At 38.2% G+C, this 22,208-nt stretch carries 36 protein-coding genes; 32 read left to right on the top strand and 4 right to left on the bottom strand.

Going from position 1 to position 22,208, the window contains the following annotated elements:
- The 4 genes from F938_RS24475 to F938_RS06160 all read right to left on the bottom strand — a co-directional run.
- Positions 1-365 (bottom strand): DUF7666 domain-containing protein (locus tag F938_RS24475; protein WP_005030381.1); only part of this gene is annotated, 365 nt, incomplete at its 3' end.
- A gap of 2 nt (positions 366-367) precedes the next feature.
- Positions 368-628: a hypothetical protein gene (locus F938_RS06170; protein ID WP_005030379.1), complete on the bottom strand. Its 261-nt coding sequence runs from the start codon at positions 626-628 to the stop codon at positions 368-370.
- A gap of 39 nt (positions 629-667) precedes the next feature.
- Positions 668-904 (bottom strand): hypothetical protein, encoded by a 237-nt coding sequence (locus tag F938_RS06165; protein ID WP_005030375.1) that lies wholly within the window; start codon positions 902-904, stop codon positions 668-670.
- Positions 905-1,068: 164 nt separating this feature from the next.
- Positions 1,069-1,743, bottom strand: a complete 675-nt coding sequence (locus F938_RS06160) for a S24 family peptidase (protein ID WP_005030372.1) — start codon at positions 1,741-1,743, stop codon at positions 1,069-1,071.
- 107 nt (positions 1,744-1,850) lie between these two features.
- Between F938_RS06160 and F938_RS06155 the strand changes: the two genes are divergently transcribed.
- From F938_RS06155 to F938_RS06005, 32 genes are all read left to right on the top strand, one after another.
- Positions 1,851-2,051: a helix-turn-helix domain-containing protein gene (locus tag F938_RS06155; RefSeq protein ID WP_005030370.1), complete on the top strand. Its 201-nt coding sequence runs from the start codon at positions 1,851-1,853 to the stop codon at positions 2,049-2,051.
- Positions 2,052-2,059: 8 nt separating this feature from the next.
- Complete coding sequence (locus F938_RS06150) at positions 2,060-2,440, top strand: hypothetical protein (protein WP_005030367.1); 381 nt, start codon at positions 2,060-2,062, stop codon at positions 2,438-2,440.
- A gap of 48 nt (positions 2,441-2,488) precedes the next feature.
- A complete protein-coding gene (locus F938_RS06145; protein ID WP_005030364.1) occupies positions 2,489-3,355 on the top strand; it encodes a replication protein in 867 nt (288 codons plus the stop codon).
- Positions 3,352-4,107, top strand: coding sequence for an ATP-binding protein (locus tag F938_RS06140; RefSeq protein WP_005030363.1), 756 nt, complete (start codon positions 3,352-3,354; stop codon positions 4,105-4,107). Before F938_RS06145 ends, F938_RS06140 begins: the two co-directional genes overlap by 4 nt.
- Positions 4,104-4,328 (top strand): hypothetical protein, encoded by a 225-nt coding sequence (locus tag F938_RS06135; RefSeq protein ID WP_005030361.1) that lies wholly within the window; start codon positions 4,104-4,106, stop codon positions 4,326-4,328. The genes F938_RS06140 and F938_RS06135 overlap by 4 nt, the downstream gene beginning before the upstream one ends.
- Positions 4,325-4,564 (top strand): hypothetical protein, encoded by a 240-nt coding sequence (locus tag F938_RS06130; RefSeq protein ID WP_005030359.1) that lies wholly within the window; start codon positions 4,325-4,327, stop codon positions 4,562-4,564. Before F938_RS06135 ends, F938_RS06130 begins: the two co-directional genes overlap by 4 nt.
- A complete protein-coding gene (locus tag F938_RS06125) occupies positions 4,561-4,797 on the top strand; it encodes a hypothetical protein (protein WP_005030357.1) in 237 nt (78 codons plus the stop codon). Before F938_RS06130 ends, F938_RS06125 begins: the two co-directional genes overlap by 4 nt.
- A complete protein-coding gene (locus F938_RS06120; protein WP_005030355.1) occupies positions 4,794-5,117 on the top strand; it encodes a hypothetical protein in 324 nt (107 codons plus the stop codon). The genes F938_RS06125 and F938_RS06120 overlap by 4 nt, the downstream gene beginning before the upstream one ends.
- Complete coding sequence (locus F938_RS06115; protein ID WP_005030353.1) at positions 5,110-5,553, top strand: hypothetical protein; 444 nt, start codon at positions 5,110-5,112, stop codon at positions 5,551-5,553. Before F938_RS06120 ends, F938_RS06115 begins: the two co-directional genes overlap by 8 nt.
- Before the next feature lie 83 nt (positions 5,554-5,636).
- Positions 5,637-6,029 carry a DUF1064 domain-containing protein gene (locus F938_RS06110; RefSeq protein WP_005030352.1) on the top strand — a complete coding sequence of 131 codons (393 nt, stop codon included), beginning with the start codon at positions 5,637-5,639 and terminating at the stop codon, positions 6,027-6,029.
- A gap of 5 nt (positions 6,030-6,034) precedes the next feature.
- A complete protein-coding gene (locus tag F938_RS06105) occupies positions 6,035-6,295 on the top strand; it encodes a hypothetical protein (RefSeq protein WP_005030350.1) in 261 nt (86 codons plus the stop codon).
- A gap of 9 nt (positions 6,296-6,304) precedes the next feature.
- On the top strand, positions 6,305-6,835 hold the full coding sequence (locus F938_RS06100) for a hypothetical protein (protein ID WP_005030348.1): 531 nt from the start codon (positions 6,305-6,307) through the stop codon (positions 6,833-6,835).
- A 161-nt stretch (positions 6,836-6,996) separates the two neighbouring features.
- A complete protein-coding gene (locus F938_RS06095; protein ID WP_005030346.1) occupies positions 6,997-7,164 on the top strand; it encodes a hypothetical protein in 168 nt (55 codons plus the stop codon).
- A 229-nt stretch (positions 7,165-7,393) separates the two neighbouring features.
- The gene (locus F938_RS06090; RefSeq protein WP_005030344.1) at positions 7,394-7,576 is read left to right on the top strand and encodes a hypothetical protein; all 183 of its coding nucleotides are present in this window, start codon (positions 7,394-7,396) and stop codon (positions 7,574-7,576) included.
- 59 nt (positions 7,577-7,635) lie between these two features.
- Entirely contained in the window at positions 7,636-7,863 is a 228-nt protein-coding gene (locus F938_RS06085) for a hypothetical protein (RefSeq protein ID WP_005030342.1), read from the top strand.
- Between the two features lie 44 nt (positions 7,864-7,907).
- A complete protein-coding gene (locus tag F938_RS06080; RefSeq protein ID WP_005030340.1) occupies positions 7,908-8,441 on the top strand; it encodes a terminase small subunit in 534 nt (177 codons plus the stop codon).
- The gene (gene terL, locus F938_RS06075) at positions 8,431-9,834 is read left to right on the top strand and encodes a phage terminase large subunit (RefSeq protein WP_005030338.1); all 1,404 of its coding nucleotides are present in this window, start codon (positions 8,431-8,433) and stop codon (positions 9,832-9,834) included. The genes F938_RS06080 and terL overlap by 11 nt, the downstream gene beginning before the upstream one ends.
- A gap of 7 nt (positions 9,835-9,841) precedes the next feature.
- Complete coding sequence (locus tag F938_RS06070) at positions 9,842-11,299, top strand: phage portal protein family protein (protein WP_005030335.1); 1,458 nt, start codon at positions 9,842-9,844, stop codon at positions 11,297-11,299.
- Positions 11,300-11,304: 5 nt separating this feature from the next.
- Entirely contained in the window at positions 11,305-12,549 is a 1,245-nt protein-coding gene (locus tag F938_RS06065) for a phage head morphogenesis protein (RefSeq protein ID WP_005030334.1), read from the top strand.
- A 55-nt stretch (positions 12,550-12,604) separates the two neighbouring features.
- The gene (locus F938_RS06060) at positions 12,605-13,519 is read left to right on the top strand and encodes a hypothetical protein (RefSeq protein WP_005030332.1); all 915 of its coding nucleotides are present in this window, start codon (positions 12,605-12,607) and stop codon (positions 13,517-13,519) included.
- A gap of 12 nt (positions 13,520-13,531) precedes the next feature.
- A complete protein-coding gene (locus F938_RS06055) occupies positions 13,532-13,888 on the top strand; it encodes a hypothetical protein (protein WP_005030329.1) in 357 nt (118 codons plus the stop codon).
- A gap of 9 nt (positions 13,889-13,897) precedes the next feature.
- Positions 13,898-14,878 (top strand): major capsid protein, encoded by a 981-nt coding sequence (locus F938_RS06050; protein ID WP_005030327.1) that lies wholly within the window; start codon positions 13,898-13,900, stop codon positions 14,876-14,878.
- An 8-nt stretch (positions 14,879-14,886) separates the two neighbouring features.
- Entirely contained in the window at positions 14,887-15,321 is a 435-nt protein-coding gene (locus tag F938_RS06045) for a gp436 family protein (protein WP_005030325.1), read from the top strand.
- 2 nt (positions 15,322-15,323) lie between these two features.
- Complete coding sequence (locus F938_RS06040; protein WP_005030323.1) at positions 15,324-15,824, top strand: phage virion morphogenesis protein; 501 nt, start codon at positions 15,324-15,326, stop codon at positions 15,822-15,824.
- Positions 15,811-16,266, top strand: coding sequence for a phage tail terminator protein (locus tag F938_RS06035; protein WP_005030321.1), 456 nt, complete (start codon positions 15,811-15,813; stop codon positions 16,264-16,266). The genes F938_RS06040 and F938_RS06035 overlap by 14 nt, the downstream gene beginning before the upstream one ends.
- 2 nt (positions 16,267-16,268) lie before the next feature.
- Positions 16,269-16,433 carry a hypothetical protein gene (locus F938_RS24470; protein ID WP_167539459.1) on the top strand — a complete coding sequence of 55 codons (165 nt, stop codon included), beginning with the start codon at positions 16,269-16,271 and terminating at the stop codon, positions 16,431-16,433.
- Complete coding sequence (locus F938_RS06030) at positions 16,426-17,160, top strand: phage tail tube protein (RefSeq protein WP_005030315.1); 735 nt, start codon at positions 16,426-16,428, stop codon at positions 17,158-17,160. Before F938_RS24470 ends, F938_RS06030 begins: the two co-directional genes overlap by 8 nt.
- Before the next feature lie 63 nt (positions 17,161-17,223).
- On the top strand, positions 17,224-17,784 hold the full coding sequence (locus F938_RS06025) for a hypothetical protein (protein WP_005030312.1): 561 nt from the start codon (positions 17,224-17,226) through the stop codon (positions 17,782-17,784).
- 60 nt (positions 17,785-17,844) lie between these two features.
- Positions 17,845-18,126, top strand: a complete 282-nt coding sequence (locus F938_RS06020) for a hypothetical protein (RefSeq protein ID WP_005030310.1) — start codon at positions 17,845-17,847, stop codon at positions 18,124-18,126.
- 2 nt (positions 18,127-18,128) lie between these two features.
- Positions 18,129-18,584, top strand: a complete 456-nt coding sequence (locus F938_RS06015; RefSeq protein ID WP_005030308.1) for a hypothetical protein — start codon at positions 18,129-18,131, stop codon at positions 18,582-18,584.
- 63 nt (positions 18,585-18,647) lie between these two features.
- A complete protein-coding gene (locus F938_RS06010) occupies positions 18,648-19,130 on the top strand; it encodes a Pmp3 family protein (protein WP_005030306.1) in 483 nt (160 codons plus the stop codon).
- Positions 19,131-19,159: 29 nt separating this feature from the next.
- Positions 19,160-22,207, top strand: a complete 3,048-nt coding sequence (locus tag F938_RS06005) for a tape measure protein (RefSeq protein ID WP_005030304.1) — start codon at positions 19,160-19,162, stop codon at positions 22,205-22,207.
- Position 22,208 lies beyond the last annotated feature (1 nt).

Here is a 22,208-nt window from a genome sequence, read left to right as displayed (position 1 = left end):
CTAAAAGCAGGGGATTTCTTATCCACTGGTTTGCATTTGCTTGTTGTATATTCAATAGAAGCTTTGACTAAGAATGGAATATCAATTTCAGCTTTCACTGTGATAGATCGGCTTGAAACTTTACTGTCACCATCATCTTCACGACTTAAATCACCAGATTGCTCAACAGTTGCAAATCGGCTTTCACCTGGTGCGTAATAACCAAAAACATCAAGAGGGTATTCACAAGCATGAAAACCTGAACCACAAGCTTTTACCTCACCCTCATGGTGGTAAGTTTTACCAATTTCATATTGGAAGCCACGGCATTGAAGATTTTTATCAAAACCTTTGAAGCTAGTAATTGTTTGATTTTTATCAGCCATGATTATTTCCCACCCTTGACAATTTGAGCTTGAATGACAGCGGTTTGACGTTCTTGTTCGTCGGCACAGCCTTTAAGCAAAAGAAATGTAGAACCACCAAAGCAGAAAGCCAAAACGGTGATCATTGAAATGTTGCTAACGATATTTTTCCAACCAGTAGGACGTTGTTCTTCTAAGGTTGGGTGTTGGTACAGTCGTGCAGATGTAGCACTTTTGTTCACACCGAACTGCGGTGTTTGACTATGGGATGCGGTTTGTTTCATAATTCACCTGTTGTTTGGAAAAGCGCATTGGGTTCGAGGTCAGTGCGCTTTTTTATTTAAAATTAAAAAGGTTTTTTGAAATTCTTTGATTAAGCAGATCAAGCATCCGCACTTTTCATCCACTGGATCTTCACCAACATCCGCAGTTTTTACTGCTTCGCCCATTTGCTGATTTAAGCCAGTACCTTCAAAAACGTATTTTTCCATTGCTTGAGCGTGTTCTATTTGACCGCCTGAAAACTGAAGGAGTTGTAAACGTAAATTTTGAATATCCATTTTTATCTCTGGTGAGTGGGTGTGAGATTTAGTTTAATGGATTAAACATTTTAGTCAATAGAAAAGTTTAAGAAATTAAACAATATTTTTATTAATGTTTGATTTATTAGATTTTAAATATTAAAAACCGCCTTAAAGGCGGTAAAAGTTTAATTTAGTTTTATTTAGATTAGTGAGAATCTCTCAGCAGGCTTAAATGAGCCAACATATTTGCCAATATAAGTACAATCCTCATCAATCAGCATCACATTTGGTTGCCATTCTTTATTTAAAGCTTTCAAGTATAAGTTATTTTCACTGCGCAATAAGGCTTTGAATGTTGCTTCATTGCCTCGTCTAACTACAATCATCTCACCAGTTTGTACATCATCAAAACAAATCTCAGGATCAACACAAATCCTTTCATCTTCTAAAAAATAAGGAGCATTGCTAATACCTCTCACTTTTAAATAAAAACTCTTTGCACTTGCACCTGGTACCAAAGGAAGCCTTTCTTCATCTCCCACTAACTCGACATTTTCCATACCTGTCCATACTCCTGCCTGTACCCATGAGATTACAGGAGCATAAATAACTGATGCAACAGGATTTAGGTCTATTGAGTCATCAAAGCGACTGTTCATGTCGCCACCTGTTAATATCCATTTTTCAGTTGTTTTTAACTGTTCAGCCAACTTAACAAGTCTTTCTCTTGTTGGTTCTGCACCACCAGATAGCCACAAGGAAATTGTCCCCTTACTTGCCACACCTTTATTAATTAAATCGACTTGCTTAATGCCAAGCTCATCCATTCTGCTTTTTATGCGACTAGCAACCGTTTCAACAACACTCTTGTTCATCTCAAATAACCACTATGTATTGTTTAATATTTTAAACATTTTGTTTGACAAGGTCTTAAACTATATTGTTTAATAGGTTAAACTTTAATTGGGTAAGGTTTAACTCTATGAGCCTTTTTAAATTCACCGTTGACCATCTGCTTCATCGGTATAGCTGCAAAAACGACAGCGAATTAGCAGACTTACTTGGGTTTTCTAAAGGAACTGTTTCTCTTTGGAGAAAAGATGGCGTTCCAGATGGATACCAGAAGTTTTTAAATGTGGAATCAAATATTCCAGTAAGTAAAAAAACAACCTTAGTCGCTTAGGAACCACCATGAGCAAATTATTAATTGAAATGTCTGCAAGCGCTAGAAATGACATAACACGTGTATTTAATGCGCTTGCACAGGCAAACAACAGTGTTTTAGCAGAGCGCTTAGGAGTGGATCCAAGCACACTCTCAAGAATGAAAAATGACAAGAAAAGCAATGGCTTGACTGAAATTGAAAACGCTTGCGTCTTATTGAGCCTTCTTGGATTCAAGGTTGTTCCTAAAACTTATGAAAGCTTAGACCGTGAAACAGCAGCTTCAATGTTTCACATGATGAAATGCTACATCAACAGAGTTGAATCAGTGGATGACCTTTTCCATCACGAAATTAGTGAGAGAAAGGAAGAGTTGGGCTATGGAAGTCCAGACATTAAAAAAGCCTGATGGTCAAGATCAGGCTTTTAGTAATTCAAACACTTGCAAGGATTGAATATGACAAATTTAGCACACAAACATGATAGCCCACAAGGTGAAGTTATCTCGTTTCCAAAACAAGAGCGACAAGTCATGTCAAACAAAGATGAGGGCTATACAAAGATGCCTAATTCTTTAATTGATGACCTAATCATGGCGCAGTTAAAGGACAAAGCATTCAAATGCCTTATGTTTATTGTGCGTCAAACTATAGGGTTTGATCGTACTTCTCACACTATTGCAATTACTCAGTTTCAAAAGTATTGCGGAATTAAAAAACGCGACACAGTTATGTCGAGTATTAGCGAACTTGAAGATGCAAAATTAATCAGTGTTGTTCGAAAAACTGGATGTCTTAATGAGTATTTTTTGACACTTAACCAGTACCAACAAACGGGACTAGTACCAATTATGGGTAGTACCGTTGAACGGTATGGGACTAGTACCTTTAATGGTGACGAGACTAGTACCGTTGAACGGGGCACTATTAAAGAAACACTTAAAGAAAATATTAAAGAAACACACACAATAGAAAATTCGTCAAAAAACTCAGTTGATGAAATCTTAAATCTTTGGAAACCAAATTTAGATTCTTTGAATTCTTGGTTACAGAGAGCAGGTGAAAAATCATTAACTCAAAGTGAAATGGAAAACACACTTCTTGAAGTCAATGCTCATTACGAAAGACAAATTCGATCTGATTCAGTCAGTGACTCAAAGATGTATTCAAACTTCGTGAAATGGGTGAAAGGTGATTTTTCTAAAAACAAAAAATCAAATTCAAATGTTCGACCTTCAAATCTAAACGTCAATGATGCATGGGCTGATATTCCTCAATTTAGCGGACCAGTTGAACACGTTGAAATACCAGAGGACTTCATATGAATGCTATGACCTCAATGGAGTTTCAAAAAGTAAGTGCTTATTGCGCTGAACACAATGTTCAAAAAGTACAGGCAGGACCAAATCAAATTTGCCCCTTATGTGCAAAAGCCTATGTTGAACAAGTAAACCAAGAGCATCACAAAGAAGTTCACAAAATGGTTCGTGATAATCATTTTGCAGGTGCCATGATTCCTGAACGTCATCAAAATTCTGGATTTAAGAATTACAACGTGAATCCAGCATTACCTGGTCAAGAAAATGCGCTATCTCAAAGTGTAGCTTTTGCCAAGTTAATGATCGCAGGTGATAAGCGCAATTTCATCATGTCGGGCAAAACAGGTACAGGTAAAACACATCTGAGTTGTGCAACAGCTAGAACGCTTCTGAACAAGGGTATTTATGTGCGTTATATCACAAGTGAATTCATGGCTCAGAAGATCATGAATGCATGGGATAAGGACACTAAAGATCAATCAGAGCAATCATTGATTTATGAGTTCACTCAGTACGATTTACTCATTCTTGATGAATATGGACTGCATGACCGTGAAAAGCGCAAAGAGCTTGTTCACAAAGTTTTGTATTCACGTTATGACGCAATGAAATCAACAATGCTGATATCAAATTTCACTCTCAAACAACTCAAAGAAGATTTAGGCGATCGTCTATGGTCAAGATTCCAACAGGGCGGTTTGACACTGGTTGAGTGTAACTGGGGTGATCAACGGATGATGCAAGGGGAGTCGGTATGAGTGTTCAAGTGCAAGTAATTGAAATTAATGAACAACAAATGCAGTTCACAGTAATGGCTAACAACAATGGTCAATTGCTTTTGAAGCGAGCATTCAAATTCAACACCAAAACAAGAAAGCATATTGAATCTGTTATTCGCAAAGAGCTTAAAACATTTGATAAACCAAGTTATGGCGGTATTGAGATTGAATTTATGTGCCGTATTGGAGGGTTGTCATGAGAGATCAATACACGATGGACTGGTGCGAAGATTTAGAAGGCTTGAAGTACCAACCAATAATTAATCACGGCACTGTTTACGCATACAACAAACACAAATGCCGTTGTGAGTTTTGCAAAGAAGCGAAAGCGATCAGTAATCAACAGTCTGCACTTAAAGCAAAAATGAAAGCTGTTGATTTTGATATCAAAGGGAATTCTCGTCCATCTGGTTTGGTGTTAGGAGGTGGGCTGTGAGTCGATCAAAACCTAAATACATTGAAACCGAACTTGGCACAGAAAAACTTTGTATTTGTTGTGATGAATATTATCCACTCGATGATGAGTTTTTCTTTCATCGTATAAGAAAAAACAAGATGGGTGAGAAAAAACAATACGAAGCACCATGCAAGGCTTGTTATCCAATTCATTACAACAAGCAGACAAGTGGACGTTACAGCATTAAGTCGAATTATGAGGTGACACTATGACAACGATAAACAACAACTTAACGATTGAGCAGATGAGAGAGATTGTTTCCAAAGCACCTTCCAATGCTGAAAGCTATCAAGGTGGTTATTACTTTCGTGAATCACCTCAATTCATGTTTCACAATGGCTTTCATGATCAATGGAATTTAACAGACAACGACGGTTTGTATTTTAGGGCTGCTGGATTTCACCCTATTCAGATAGACGACCTCCGCACCGCCATTGCAAAACATGACACCACAGACCACGTCACAGACATTCGCAATCACGTTAGCCCTAGTACGATTGTCAAGGATTTGGAGGCAGAACGTCATGGATAAGTTTGAGCCAAAAGAAACAGGACTAAAACGCACTCTTTGGTTATTTGAGCGTGAGATATTGGTAAATTTAGAAAAAACCGATCTTAAAGATCATCACAAGGTTCTTTCGTTCAATATTTTCTCAATGGAATATGAGCTCAATCCTGAATTTGATAATGGTCGAGCAGATGCAATAGTGATGCGTGATACAGCTAATCATTGGCTCAAGATGTGGTTTGTTGCATTTCAAACATGTGCAAGCGAAAAGATGCAATCCCGACAGGCTGAGGTTGAAGAGAAAGACAAAAAACTCAAAGCAGTTGAACAAGTATTAATTGAGTTAAAAGAATCAATGACCAATTTCAAAGAAATGGATTTGTATGACAAAGGTGTTCGTGTCGTAACGGATTGCATTATTCGAGATTTGGAAAAAGCCCTGCGAGGTGAGCATGTGTGATTCAATATTTTGGATTTGCATGACGGTTCTGGTTTTAGCTCATTTGTTCAAAGAGCCATTAACTAAATTGATTGGGGGGTTAAATGCAAATTCCTAAAGGGTGGCAAACGCAGTCGAAGCCAGTGGCGAGATCAAGACAATCAAAATACAAGAACAAGACTATCGAATGCGATGGTCTAAAGTTCGATTCAGTCAAAGAAGCTAGACGTTATCGAGAGTTGAAGATTCTTGAGCGTGCAGGGGAAATCAGAGAGCTACAGACGCAATACGTGTTTGTATTAGCTGAGTCAGTCAGATTTAGCAATGAACCACGGAAGAAGCCAGCGCTTCGTTATGTAGCGGATTTTGTATATATCAAAAATGGGTGCCAAGTAGTTGAAGATGTCAAAAGCAAGATTTCAAGAAGTCTTGCTGAGTATCGAATCAAAAAGCACTTGATGATGTCAGTGCATGGGATTGAGATTTTAGAGGTTTAAGAGTTATGGATATTGAATCAGTTAGAAAGCAAAGAGCTGAGTTAGAGAAGTTAATGGGAAGTAAGTTTAAGGAGGAAACCATTAAGTATGGAATTGAGCTGTTATCCAATCAACAAGTTGGAGCCATGATTTCATGTTCTGGGCTTACTAACTTGGAACGAATTACACAGGACAAAAACGATCTTCTTGAAAAGATCAATGCGCTCGAGAAAGAAAACAAAGAGTTAAAACATAAATTAGTTTTAAAAACTCTAGGTATGAATTAAGGGGCAATTATGAACGCAGTGGCAGAGAAGTTATCGAATTTGGAATGGATGGGACAGCAAATGAGAGCGAAAACAGCAAACTATGAGATCTCTACTGCGTCGACTGGTGGTGATGCGCCTAATTGGGAGGATCGCTGCGGTGCAATAGCTTCAATTGAAGATAAGGCAACAAAGGCATATTGTGAGCTTTTGGTGTGGGGTGATTATAGAGATAACACAATGGCTTATCACACTTTACATCATCATTTGGCAGCAATTTTATATGAGGCTTTGGCAAAGGATGTGCAACGCATCAGATTCGACCTTAAATCATTTGCATTCAAAGTAGCAAAGATGGCTTTGTTCTTTAATTTGCGTGGAATTAATGGATTTACGACTGAAGAAAAATTTAAGTTTTTTGGTTTGAAAGAAGTGAAGCCTGAAACATACCGTAAGAACTATGCATACTTGGAGTTTATGGTTGAGAGTTTGTTGAATGACATGAAAGATGAGATTGATTTCTACGCGGATATCTATCGAAAAGATATGCGAAAAGCTTAATTGACAAAATAACGGCATATAAGGTAGTATTTTTATAGACTGGTCATTCTATACAGTACAGACCAACAATAGATTTAAGCTCACAGAAATGTGGGCTTTTTTGTTGTTTGAGATTCAAGATGCATGGGTAAATACAGATGAATAAAAAGAAGGAATTAAAAATGTTTAAAAAAGCTTGCCCATCTGAAGTCTTTGATCGAATTAAATATAACAAAGATGCTGATCGATTCTTTCCAAAAAAGAAGTATCTTGATTCGCAACTCGAAACCAATGTTTCACATGAGATAACTTTTGCATGGGAAATGTGGAAAATTAGAGCCTTAGCATGAAAACATTCATTTGCATTCTCATTGGTGTGGTATTGGGTTTTATGTTTGCAATTATCAGCATGAATTTTATTTTTATTATGCAGACCCACGTATCCCACATGACACCAAGGAAGCATTGGGAGAGCGTGCATCCGATATAGATAAATTAGTTCAGAAATATTTAGATGATTGATCAAATATAGATTTTACTTAGCCCCGAAAGGGGTTTTATTTTGTCTGGGAGAAAGCCATGCGTTTAGGTCGAATTGTATTAGCAGCATTGGGTATGAGCGCAGCGTTTGCCGAACCTGCACAGAGACGTGCAAGTGATTGGGATTCAATTACGTGGCGAGAGCCAGTAAAAGGAAAATCAAAACCCAATAAGATCAGCCAAGCCAAAAGACGTAAGTATAAACGTCAAGGTCGGTTGTGATTGATCTTACTTGGATAAGTTGATAATTTATTGTTTCTAAATTAATTATAGAGATAATAATGAAATCAAAAGAATACATACTAACTAATATTTGCCATGATTATGAATTGGTATTTCAAAACATTAGCAAAAGCGGAAATCTAGATCTTTATCTTAATAGTAAAGAATATGATAAGTCGTCTTATGAATTTGAATTCGCAAGTATTATTCTAATATTTGAAGCTAACTTAGAAGATGATATAAAAGAAATGATCAATAAATCCTTTCGTAAGCAGTTAGTTGGTTAATAACCAAAACCTCCTTCGGGAGGTTTTTTATTGGAGATTCCTTTATGGAAGAAATTGAGCTTCCGAAAGGGAGTGAGCCACTTAAAAACAAGCAACATGAATTGTTTTGTCATGAGTATTTGATTGATCTAAATATCACTAAAGCAGCGATTAGAGCGAAGTTTAGTGAGAAGTCAGCACGTCAGCATGGATGGGTTGTATTTAGTCGACCTGAAGTTCAGGAAAGAATTGATTTCTTGAAGTCTCAGCACATTAAAGAGCTTGGTATTGATGCTTATTATGTGCTTAAAAATCTCAAATCGGTTGCAGAGCGCTGTATGCAGTCAGAAGAAGTATTGGACCGTGATGGTTTCCCTGTTTTTATTGAGGGTCCAGATGGCAATGTGGCTCCACAATACAAGTTTGATCAGAGTGGTGCTAACAAATCACTTGAGTTGATGATGAAGCACTTGGGAATGCTGAGCGAGAAAGTGAAGCATGAGCATACAGGTAAAGATGGCGCACCTATTGATATAAAAGCGAGTGTTTCAATTGAAGAGTTTAAGGAGGCTCGCAAGGAGATTCTAAATGAATTCTAATGCGAGAGACTTGGCAATACAGGTTGAAGCACAAGAGGATCTGTATTTTTTCTCCAAATACATGTTTAAGGAGCGACGCAAATACAAATGGATGCACAACTGGCACCATAGGGTCGTTTGTGATGCTTTAATGAAAGTGTTTCGTGGCGAAACTAAGCGATTAATTATCAATATCCCACCACGATACTCTAAAACAGAATTAGCTGTAATTAACTTTATGGCGTGGTGCTTTGGTAAGGCTCCTGATAGTGAGTTTATTCATGTTAGTTATTCTGCAACTCTCGCAGCTAACAATGCATTTCAAACTCGCAATCTTGTACAAGAAGAAGCGTATTTAAAGGTGTTCCCAAATCTCACATTACGTGATGACAGTAAAGCCAAAGATGATTGGCGAACATCGGATGGTGGTGTTTGTTACTCCCAAGGTACTGGAGGAACGATTACAGGATTTGGTGCAGGAAAGCTTCGTGATACTTTTGGCGGTGCCATTATTATTGATGACCCTCATAAAGCAAGTGAAGCAAGGTCAGATACGATCCGTAAAAGCGTAATTGAATGGTTTCAGAATACACTTGAATCTCGTACCAACTCACCTGATACACCTATTATTTTGATTATGCAGCGCCTACATGAGGAAGATTTGGCGGGATGGTTACTAGATGGTGGTAATGGCGAAGTCTGGGAGCATTTAGAGCTGTCAGCTATTCAACCAGATGGATCGGCACTATGGCCTGAAAAACACACCATTCAAGAACTTAATCGAATGGAGCTTGCAGCACCTTATGTCTTTTCTGGGCAGTATCGGCAAAGACCATCACCACCGGCAGGTGGTTTTTTTAAGCCTGATAATATTGAAATTGTTGACGCTCTTCCTTCTGAAATTCTTAAAGAAGTACGTGCTTGGGATTTAGCTTCTTCTGAAAATGAAGGGGATTTCACAGCAGGCCCAAGAATGGTTAAGGGTAAAGACAATATTATTTACATCGTTGATATGGTGCATGGTCAGTGGGGACCAGATGGTGTCAACAGAACAATTAAGCAAACCGCAGAGATAGATGGGAAGAAAGTTGTTATTCGACTTCCCCAAGATCCTGGTCAAGCTGGTAAATCACAAGCTAAAAGCTTTATCACAATGCTGGCAGGCTTTAGCGTTGTTGTGGAAACAGTTTCAGGTGACAAGATTACACGGGCACAGCCTTTCGCGGCTCAAGTGAATGTCGGGAATGTAAAGATGCTGCGCGGTCCTTGGAATAAAACCTTAATTGATGAGCTTCGAAATTTTCCAAATGCAAAATACGATGATCAGGTTGATGGATTGAGTGATGGCTACAACTATCTTTTAGATGCCAAGAAGCGAGCAAAACCAAAGGGCGCAGGCTCAAGAACATATTGAGGAAATTATGGCAAAGTCAAAAAAAGACAAGGTAAAGAATAAGGCTTTGTCTGGCGGTTCTCTAAATACACATGAGGCTGTTACTCAATTCTTTAATAATATCGGGCGTCTACCCGATATTGATAAAACACTCAGAAAGGCAGGGATTCAACGTCACAACCTTGATGTATTGCTGGATGATGATGAGATTGGGCAGGCGACTGAGACAAGATTAGATGCCTTGCTTGCTACTCCATTTCGCATTGAACCAAGTGATACACCTGAAGCTGTATATCTCATGCAAGAGATGCAAGAGTGGTTTAGCGAGATTGCTACAAGCTCCTTAAATGCCTTGTTTTATGGATACTCAGTTCAAGAAGCCAATTGGGATTATAAAGATGGCTACATTGGTCTAACTTGGATCGGCGAAAAGCCTATGGAGTGGTTTGAGCCAAAGAATGATGGACGATTAATCTACCGACCAGATTCAACAGGTGTAGAACGAGAAATAGACCAGACTATCAAATTCTTTTTAACTCGAAGAAAGGCAACATACAAACAACCTTATGGTAAGGCGTTACTATCTTCTTTGTATTGGTTATTCTTTTTTAAACAAAATGGATTTAAGTTTTGGGCCAAGTTCCTTGAGCGTTTTGGAACACCTATATTGCTTGGTAAGGTATCAAGTAACGGTTCTGATGATGAGGGTGATATTGATGCAATGAACAATGCGTTGCTATCAGCACACGCACAATCAGTAATTTCCATTGATGCTGGTGATGATGTCCAGATCCTTAGCAATACACAAGGTAATGCTGGTGCTGCTTTCGATACTTTTCACACTGTAATTTTGCGTCAAATTCAAAAGTTAATTTTAGGGCAAACACTTACAAGTGGTACAGACGGTAACGGATCTAGGGCTTTAGGTTTAGTTCATGAGAATGTTAGAAAAGATAAACTAAAATCCGATATTCGACTTGTAACACCAACACTTCAAATGATTATTAATGCAATGTGCACCCTGAATGAATGGTCACACCATAAAATCATTATTGGTGATGATAAGGCGCTCAATGAAGCACAGGCAAAACGAGATGTTGATCTTAAAAACGCTGGTGCTGAATTTACTAATCAATATTGGACTCGTGAATATGGCTTGCAAGATGGTGATTTGAAAGAGTCACAGCAATTACCTAGTCAATTTACAGCGATTCCGAAAACAGCGTTTAGTTTCGCAGCAACAGTCAATAAGACTAATCAAGGCCAGCAAGAAATTGATAGTTTGATTAAAGAGCAAAGCTCTAAACTATTGAGTGATTCAGATATCGAAAAGATTGTTGAAAATTCAAACTCCCAAGATGAGTTGATGCAAAATCTCTACTCAGCCAGTAAAGGTGCAACTTTGGAAGAGTTTGAAATCAATCTTGCAAAGGCTTTGTTTAAAGCTGATGTTATTGGGTATGTGCAGGCAAACAAAAGGGGGTAACCGTCGTGGATTATAGTTCCTCTCTTGAGTATGCCAGAAATCGCAAAGTAGTATTGCCTGATGATTTTTACACTATGGATCTTCACGCAAGATCCAATGCTGCCACAATTAGTCGATTGGCTTCACTTGAGCAGATTAAAACAGTGCTTAACTTAGCAACCAAATCCATTGAAAGTGGAAGTACATTCAATGATTTTAAAAAGCAAGTCGAAGAACAGGGTATTGAACTTTCTGATCATCATTTAGCAAATGTGTATAGAACCAATATTCAGAATGCTTATGCCTATGGTCGGTGGTTGGAGCAGCAGGGAAATAAGGAATCACGTCCATATTTGCGTTATTCAGCCATCATTGATAATCGTACTCGACCTACTCATTTAGTATTGAACGACATAATTCGACATATTGATGATGATTTTTGGAATAAATACTATCCGCCGAATGGTTTTCAGTGTCGCTGCACAGTTGAATCATTGACTGAAAAAATGGCTGATCGAATTGGAATTACACCAGATGATCAATTGGTTGATTTGCCTCAAAACAAATATGATTGGGATTATCATCCGTTTAAGCAAAATACTTATTTAAATGAGGTGATTGATCAGAAATTAGATGATCCATTTATCAATCATACTGAAGCGCAAGAGCTCTTAAAGATTAGAGAGGATGCGGTCATTGAGCAGTCTGCTAATAAATCTGTAATTGATGCCTTAAAGCCACTTGATGCTTCAAATAAAAAGATTTTGGATGAAGCTATTTCTAAGCTTGATGTAAACCCGAGTGATGCACGTATTACATTTGAGTTTGCGCAGGATGATGAGTCATTGTCTGAACTAGCAAAAGAAGTTTTAATTCGAAAGACACATGACAAGAAATCGAACTCCATTTGGAACAAGATTTCTAAGGCCTTTGATTCTATTTTAAGTAAGGCTAAAAGCTTAAAGAATAAGCTTACAGGTAACTCTATCAAAGGTTTTGATTCGTTCAATTTGCAGAAGGGTAATGTGATCGGTATTCAAACGCCTACATTGTTTAAAACCGCAGAGAGTGCGGGTAAAACGATCACTATCTTAGATATGAAAGGCCATGCGATTGATCTATCTAAAATTCAAGGTTTAGATGGTGCATTATTGGCACCTGATTTGAATTTACAAGTTGTTGATGTGACAAGTGAATCAATCATTCTCAAGCGTACTGAAGAGAAAGCGACTCGGTTATTTATAGCCCGAAATACAATATACAGTGTTTAAATTATTGAAAATTCAAGACCACCTTAATGGGTGGTTTTTTATTGGAGCATAAAAAATGCAACAGGAAGAAAACGAAAGCACCAAGTTTCAATTTACGGCCTTAAATACAGCCATATCTGTAAATGGTGAAGATGAAAAAAGCCGACGCAAGTTTGATGCTGAAGTGTATAGCGGTGGTCGGATAGATAACCACTATTACTGGGGGCGCAGCGGTGTTGTTATTGATCTTCAGAACATCCAACTAAAGCCAAAAATTGGTTTGGTTGAAGAACATTTTGGTGGTCTACGCATTGGTGTTGCGACCTCATTTGATATTTCTAATAAGTTTCAGGCTCAAGGTTATTTTCTAAAAAATAAGAAAGCCCAAGAAATTGTTGCAGATATTGATGATGAATACCCTTTCCAAATGTCTTGGTGGGCTGACCCTGAAAGCATTGAAGAAATTTCAGCAGGTAAGACTGTATTCGTGAATGGGCAAGAGTTTACTGGTCCATTGCATGTTTTCAGAAATGTTCGCGTGCACGAAATCACTATCTGTGGAATTGGCGCAGATACTCAAACATCAATCCAAGCCTTTTCAGCTAAATCAAATTTAATTCAACAAGAGGACACAAATGTGGACTTAGAACAAGCCAAAGCTCGCATTGCTGAGCAAGATATTGAACTTGCAGCCCTAAAGCAGCAGGTAACTCAGTTTGCAGCAGATAAGCGTAATGACGCGATTGCAGCACTTGCCAAAGATGTTGGTAAAGAATTTACAGATGACGAAGTTAAGGAAATGAAGGAGCTTGATGAAAAAGCTTTTGTATTCTCTGCAACTCAGCTACGTAAATTTTCAACAAAAACTGAACCACAAAAACAACCACTTCCAACTTGGATGAAAGAACACCAAGCGGATGGTGGTAATCAAAATCAATTCAATGCAGGTCAGCCTAAAACTTTAGCTGATATGGCAGCATCACGAAAATAAGGTGAATACAAAATGGTTAAAACAGTAGAAAAAGCTGGTGTGACATCTGACTGGTTGGCTTGGGAGCTTGAGGGGAATCATCGTCCAAGTCGTGAAAATGTAAGCGTAGCAGCTAGCCAAGACATTAAAGATGGTCAACCAGTATCTTTCAATGCTTCAGGCGATGCGATTGCATTTACGGGTGAAGGTGCAGTGGTTGGTATTTGCATTGGTGGGGTTAAGACTGCTGCAGAAAAGGGCAAAGGCGTTATCCTTGCGCATCAATCTCGAATTGTGCCTGAAAAACTCACAAATGTTGAAGCGGATGATTTGGCAACAGTTGTTGCGGGTCTTAAAACACTTGGTATTACAGCTGTTCGTTCAGCATAAGGTGAAAAAATGGATGAAATGATTTTTACAACAGAAGAATTAAGTGCTGCAATTACTAATTTGCCAACACGAATTGGTAATCCGAATGACATTAATTTGTTCCGCAGCATTCCAGGCACTACAAACAATTTCTCTGTGGAATTCTATGCAGAAAGTTCAATTTTAGTACCGACAACTGAATGGGGCGGTGTTGCACCTAAAAACTCAAGTGGAAAGCGTACAGCTAAATCGTGGGTTATTCCTCATATGCCACTTGAAGACACAGTTCTTGCATCTGATGTGATTGGTGTGCGTGCATTTGGTTCAACTGCTGCAGAAACAGTTCAAGGTAAAGTGCTTGATAAGCTGCAAATGATGAAAAACAAAATCGACACAACTCTTGCTTATCGTCGCACTAAAGCAAAGCAAGGTATTGTCTTGGATGCCGATGGTACAGTGATTGTTGATTACTACACCGACTTCGGTTTAACAGGTCAAACTGTAGATTTCGAACTTGGCACAGCTACAACAAACGTATTGGCGAAGTGCCAAGATGTAATTGATCTCATCGAAGATGGTTTAGGTCAAGAACTTTATTCAACAGTTGAAGCCGAGGTAGATCGTCAATTTTACGATGCATTAACTTCACATAAAAATGTGAAAGAAGTCTTCTTAAACTGGTCTGCTGCTGAACAGCGTTTAGGTAAATCAAACACCTCAGGCTTTGAATTTGGCGGCATCAAATTTATGGTGAATCGCCAGAAAGTTGGCGATGTGCCATTAATCGGCGTGAAAGAAGGTCATGCTTACCCAACTGGTACACAAGATGTATTTTTGAATGCCTTGGCACCTGCTGATTTCAATGAAACAGTGAATACCTCTGCTTTACCGTATTACGCAAAACAAGACACCAAAAAGTTCGATCGTGGTTTTGATTTGCATGTCCAGTCAAACCAATTGCCTGTGGTTGCTAAGCCGAAAGCTTTGGTGAAATTAACCTCTACAAAATAAGGTGTGCTATGTACGCAAGCCGTGATGACATGGTGTTGCGTTACGGCTTGAATCACATCACTCAATTAGAAAGAAACCTCACCGAAAATGAATCTGTAGAATCCTATATACAAGATGCAACCGATATTGCCGATGGCTTCATTGGTGTGATGTACAAGGTTCCGCTAGAGTCACCGCCTAAAAATATAACAATTTATATCTGTGATATTGCTCGTTATCTTCTTCATCGACAAAACACAAATGAAGAAATAAGAAAGCGATATGAGGATGCTATTAGTTTTTTAAAGCGGGTTTCAGAAGGTAAAGCAACACTTCTAATTAAGAGTGAAGTGACACAGGAAGTAACACGACCCAAAAAGGTTAAAGCATCTGCGCCAATAGGTACTACTTATCGTGGTGGTGTATTTGGTGACGATGTTTTGAATAACATGCCGAGTATTTAACTATGGCGGACTCAATCCAAATGCATGGTCAGGAGAAGTTGCAAGAGTTTATGCGACGAGTCCTTGATCGTGTAGATGACCCATCAAAGCTATGGTATGACATCTCAGACCTGCTTGTTTTTAATGTTCAGCAACGAATAAAAACAGGCATTGGTACTGATGACAAGCCTTGGCAAAAGTCATGGCGAGCGAAGGTTCAAGGTGGACAAACTTTAAGAGACAATGGGCGTTTGTATAATTCAATTTTTGCAAAAGTTCAGGGTAATAAAATCTCTGTCGGCACCAATGTTAAATATGCACCTATCTTACATTTTGGTGGAACCATTAAGCCAAAATCAGGAAAGTATTTAGTATTTAGAACACCTATGGGTGGTTGGAGAAAGATCAAAGCTGTATATATTCCACCTCGTCCGTATATGGGAATTTCTGTCGATGATTCACAAGAAATACTCTTTGAAATTGAGGAATACTTATACAAGGTTTTAACTGATGCAAAACATTGATAATTATTTTGCGCTAGAAGACGATATTTTGAAGCGTATCAAAGCGGAAATACCAGAGGTTGAGGAAATCGTTACGCCATTCAGCGTGGATGATCTCTTTGAATCTATTGTGAGTGATGTGGGAATTGGCATTATTTATGTGGGTGATCGCATCTCTGATACATCAGGAGATGGCAAGGCAAATGCGATATACCAACAATGGTTAATTGCACTTGGTGTTTCAGATGCATCTGCTCAGCAAAGCGAGACAATGTCTATACGTCAACTAGCTGATCCGTATATCAGAAAAATTCTTAGAGCAATGCAAGGCTATCAACCAGATATTGTGGGCTATAAACGCTTTCTACGTGTTGATGCTGGTGTGCCTGTTGGAAAATCTACAGTGTCAGGTCGTGCATTCTTCCCATTCTTATTTGAAGCACAAATGATTAAATCATGGTGACTATGAAAACATATAAAGCATTACAGCCTGTAGGTCGCTTTGAAAAAGGCGATATTGTGGGCGGTCTATCAGATGACCAGATTAAACAATTAGAAGCAGATAAGATCATTGAAGAAGTGAAGCCATCTGCGCAACCAAAACCAAAAGAGGTCAAAACAGATGGCTAAAAAATATATTTCGCTGCAAGGTAAATTTTACTTATCTGAAATTACAAATGGTGTTGCTGGTGGCATGCGTCATCTTGGTAACGTACCTGAATTTGAGCTTGAAATCACTACAGACCAAGTTGAACACCAGGAAAGCACATCAGGACAACGGACCACGGATTTTGTATTAACCAAGACAACAGGTGTTAATTTCAAAGGGCAACTTGAAGAAGTAGATGAAGCCAATATGCAATACATCTTGTCAGGTATGAAATCTGAAATTGCAAGCAAGGTTGTTACTGATCAGGCATTAGGAACAGTTAAAGCAGGTAATGAAATCAAACTTGATGGTTATAGTCTGACTCAGGTTTCATTTAAAGCAGGCTCAACAGCAATTACAGCCGATAAATATGTGCTTGATGCAGTCTTTGGAACTGTAATTTTTAATGAAGCGATCGCAGATCCCATTACAGCTAGCTATACAACTGGTGTTGTTAGTCATACCACAATCGCAAGTGAATTCAATAAAGAATATGAATTGTTCTTTAAAGGAATTAATACTGCTACAGGTAAAAATATGGCAGTACGTTTGTGGCGCACTAAAAAGTCACCTGAAACAACTTTTCCACTCATTCACGAAGAACTTGGTCAATATGAAATTTCAGGTCAAGCGCTTTCAGATGCTGAAAAAGGCTTAGATCCTACGCTTGGCTTATATGGTCATGTAGTCACGATTCCAGCAGCATAATTTAATTACAGGCACATAGGGCGCAAATGCGTCTTTTTTTGTGCCTGTATTTAGGAATTTAAAATGAATGAGTTTTTTCTTGCTTCCAATAGATCCATTTATGTTCATGACTTAGAGCTAAAACAAATAACGGTAAAAGACTTGGATCAATGGTCTCAGTTTGCTGAAATTATTCGCAAAGATTTAAATAATGATTATTCAAAAGAAAATATTGAATCAATTGTAAAACAGCATATTGTTTCGCCTTTAATGCTTTGTTCGTTTACCACGATCTATGATGTTAAATATTTTTCAGATTTAATGAACAATGAAGCTGATGTATTTTTGGATATTTTCAGAAATGTTCTTAATGTAAATAAAGCATATTTTGATCAAGAGGATTCAAAAAGCCAAAATAATAAATCAGAAAATACTTGGTTTGATTCATTTCAGTTTTTAATCAGCAAAGGGCATCGACATAAAGATATTTTGGATTATAGCTTTGGCACATTTATAGAATATTTAAAAGCTGCACAACGTAATGAAAGAAATTCAATATTAAGTTTTAGTGGTGCTATGCGAGTGTCTTATCATGCAGACGCTAAAAGATTCGAAAAATATAATAAAGAGATGAAATCTATTTAAAATTCACATTGCACAACAAACATTCGAAATATATCCTGTTCTCATAATGAGGGGATATTCATGAAAAAATTATTATTAACACTTGCACTCTTAAGTTCAGCGAATGCCTTTGCTGTTGATGCTCGAAGCATTAGAACTACCACTGATATTGTTGAATATAATGATTCTGTTGGGACAATGATGTCTAAACTTGGACGCCCAGATGGTAAATATGAATACTCAGGCAGAGATGCTCGAGGTAAATTGGTATTCTTCACTGACTTTTATTACAGCATTGATGGCTTGAAATACACCATCACTGTTTTAGAGGGTAAAATCTATAGAATTCAGTGGGAGCGTTGATTATGAACTGCCCTAGTTGCAATTCATCAAATACCAAAACTTTAAGCATGGTTTGGTCTGGTGGCACTCGAAATAGAAAGAGTGGATTTAGTGGTGTTGGGGTGTCCAGTAGTGGGCGTATAACTGCAGGTGGTGGTAAAGGATCATCGACGTCACAATCTAATCTAGCTGCTACATGTGCACCACCTAAAAAAAGCTCTGTACCAAAACTTGTTATATTTGTAGTGTTTTTAATGCTTTGGATACCACTATTTGCTGCTGTAGTAAGTGTATTTTCTGCACCAACATTTTTCAAAGGGTTGGGAACATTTGTTATTACTGCACCATTATTAGCATTGTTGACTTATGGTCTAATTAAATTGTACAAAAGAATGAGTGCGAAAGATAAAAATGCAGAAAGCAACTATATAAGAACATGGATCTGCTTGAGATGTGGTACAAGATATATTCCGTCTTAAGTATTGAAAAGAGCCCTAGGGTGGCGAACTATAGTTAAAGTTTCATATGATAATGAGTGGGCAATGGCAAATAAATGCGTTAACTGCAACAACTGCGGTCATATTGGTTGGGCTAAAAAACGTGGTAATTTTTTAATTACCTTAATTCTAGCTATCTTCTTTTTTATACCTGCAATCATTTATGAGATTTGGCGCAGAACAGGACTTGGGGTTTGTGAGAATTGCGGAAGCAGTCAGGTTAAACCATCTAGCCTCTGTAAAAGCAATAAACCTTCTGACGTTGGGGATTTAATTTTTTTAGGTGTGTTAGGGGTTATTGGTGCTGTTGTAATTTTGGTTTTATATGCTTTCATTGATACCTATATCAATGGTGGGGCAAAAACCCAAAAAACCACAAAAGACTATGAAACAGAATGTATAGCTAATGGTTTAAAGCATTATCAGAAATTAGGACAGTATCCTGTTTTATCAAGTGGTGCGGAAACATCGACACATTTAATGGAAGTTTGTAGAAACTCGAAAGATGGTACATTTAAAGCACCCTAGGGTGCTTTTTTATTACCCAAGGAAAAGTTATGGCTGGTCAAAACTTAACATTTAAATTGATTCTAGAAGGTGATAATAAAGGGCTAGTAAGTGCTGTAAAGCAATCTGAAAGCTCAGTTAATTCTGTACTGGAATCAATAAAAAAAGAAGCAGAACGACTAAAAAAGACTTCAGAAGAAACAAATAAAGCAACAGCAGATGCTGTTTCTGACGATCTCAGCAATGATGCTAAGAAGAGCCAACAAGATGTTAGCTCGCTTAACTCGCAATTAGATAAACTTGGAAACGAATCTCAAGAAACAGCGAACCAAATAAGTTCCTTAGATGATTCACTGAATAAAACAAGCATTGAGTTAAATCAAGCAGATAATGCTAGTAAAAAACTAAATAGCGGGTTATCAGGACTTAAGACGGGTTTCGGTGCGGTAGCTGGTGCACTTGCTGCTTTGGGGATTGGGACTTCTGCAATGGAAATTGCAAAAACCGCTGATGAGTGGAATAACTTAAATACTCGTATCAAAATCGCAGTTGGAAGTCATGGTGATGCAAAGCAAGCATTAAATGATGTCATTAATATTGCAAAAACAACAAACTCAAATTTAACAGCTACTGGAGATTTGTATGCTCGATTAACGAAAATCGGGCAAGAAATGAAAATACCGCAAAAGGATGTTTTAGGGTTAACAACTACAATTAACCAAGCGATTCAAATTTCAGGCGGTAGTGCTGAAAGTGCAGAAGCATCAATTACACAGCTACAACAAGCTTTAGCGAGCGGTGTTCTTCGTGGTGATGAGTTTAACTCAATGATGGAGCAGTCTCCACGATTAACACAAGCACTAGCTGATGGGTTAAAAGTAACAACTGGTCAGCTTCGAAATATGGCTGGTGAGGGTAAGCTTACAACCGAGGTTGTGACTAAAGCTATCCTTGGTCAGTCAGAAACCATTCAAAAGGAATTTTCTCAATTCCCTGTGACAATTGGTAGATCAATTGAGAATTTAAAAACATCATGGACGGTATTTGTAGGTGAACTAGACCAAAGCACAGGTATAAGTGCAAAAGTTGCTGAAGCATTAAACTGGGTTGCTGAAAACCTAGATAGTATTTTCAATACACTCAAGCTCGCAACGCAAGCTTTTGTTGCATACAAAGCACTGAATATCGCATCAGTGTTCCTAGACAAAGCAACTGCTGTAAAGGCGGCATCACTTGCAATCACTCAGGAAACAACAGCAGTGATTGCAAACACTCAAGCTCAACTCGCTAACAATGCTGCTACAAGTAATACATCAGCCAATATCTCAAAGGCTGCTACAGGTGCTAGTGGTGGAATTATGACGATGATTGGGCGTCTTGGTTCTTTAGGTGTCGCAATTACAGCAATCGGCGTATTAGTTCCAACAGTTTTTGAGCCATTTGGCACAGCTATTGGTGAGGGTGTTGCAAAACTAATGGGCTATGGTGATGCCATAGAAAAATTAGAGCAACAGCAAAAGAATGAAGCCATCCAGGCAAAAGTTAGAGCTGAATTGCAAGCTGAAAATAATAGACTTGCACAAGAGAGCATCAATAAATCTTATGGTTTGAGCAAAACCTCTCAAGAATTAGTCACGCAATTTAATGGCTTGATTACTGCAGGTAAAAAGTCAGCAGAAGCTTTGAAAGAAGTTAGCGAATCAATGAAATTTGATTCAACAGCAGGTATTAATAACGCTGTATCAGCTTTAAATTATTTACAACAAACAGGTAAAGCTACTGCGAAAGATGTTCAGGATGTGCTTAGAAACGCTTTGGTTAATGAAGATTTAGTTGTATTCCAAACCAATGCTAAAGCAGCATTCGCTGGTACTGCTAAAGAGGCTGAGAAAAGTGCTGAAATAACAAAAGCTGTGATGGGTTTAGCTTTAGAAAGAACAGGTCTAGATGCTCAACAACTGCAAGGCAGATTCTCTAAAACATTTCAGTCAGCATCTAATGATATTCAAGTTGTTGTAGATCATCTTGATGAATTTAAGCAGCAAGGTATTGATACAGGATTAGCGCTTTCGGAGAGTGTGAATAAAGCGATTAATACCGCTCAAACTGGTCAAGAGCTTGATTATGCAAAAGGCAAACTTGAGCAACTTGCGAAACAAGGCTTAATCACTGGTGAACAAGCAGCTTATGGTTTAAGTTTGATTGAGCAAAAAGCAAATGGATTAGGTGGTTCTTTAAATCCAGTTTTGGCTGCATTTAATGCTCTTGGTATAAAAACGAAAGAGCAATTAACCTTGGCAGCAGAAACAGCAACATCGCAGTTCAATGTTGTTCAAAAAAGCGGTCAAGCTACAGCAGAGGGTATTCAGCAAGCCTACACACAAATGTTGAATAGTGTGATTGCAACTGGTGATAAGTCGCAAATCGCGATAGCTCAGGCTAAAGCTGCATCGCTTGGTTTATCTGTGCAAATAGACAACACAGGCAAAGCCACAGTTCAATCGTTTGATGAGATGAATAGAGCTGCTGACAATCACGCTTCAAGAGTATCAAATGGTGTAACGAATGCTTATCGTCGCATGGGTGAAGTAGCCCGAGAAGAAGCCCTTTCTTCATCTGAGGCTTGGGCAAAGGCTTTGGATTCTCAGCAAGGTGGTATGCATTCAACAACCCAAGGTGAAAAAACTCGATTGGCATTTAATCAGTCTGAAGTTGAAGCTGAACTTAAAGCAATGGGTTACGACGATAAAAAAGCTGCCGAAATCGCCAAAAATATTCTTCAGGGCTCAAAGTTGGGTGATGGATATAGAAATGCATCAACTTCTTGGCTTGCAAAAAATGGTTTGGATGTTGTTGGATCATTTGCAGGAGGCGGTGGAGGTACTTCAAACGCAAACTATGTTCGAGAACAATTGGAGAAATATACTCAATATGCTGGAAATTCATCATCAACAATGGGTATTGGTGATTCAAGTAAGACAGTGAAGTATGAAATTAGCACTGGAAAGAATAAGGCAACTGTTTATGGATCTCCTTCAACTGAAACAAACCTCAATTCAATTTTGAGTGAGTTGGAAACTATTAAAAAGAGTACATAAT

Origin of the sequence: Acinetobacter bereziniae LMG 1003 = CIP 70.12 (assembly GCF_000368925.1) — a bacterium.
Classification (GTDB): domain Bacteria; phylum Pseudomonadota; class Gammaproteobacteria; order Pseudomonadales; family Moraxellaceae; genus Acinetobacter; species Acinetobacter bereziniae.
Note: the sequence above shows the minus strand (reverse complement) of the source record. Positions and strands in the feature narration are given on the sequence as shown.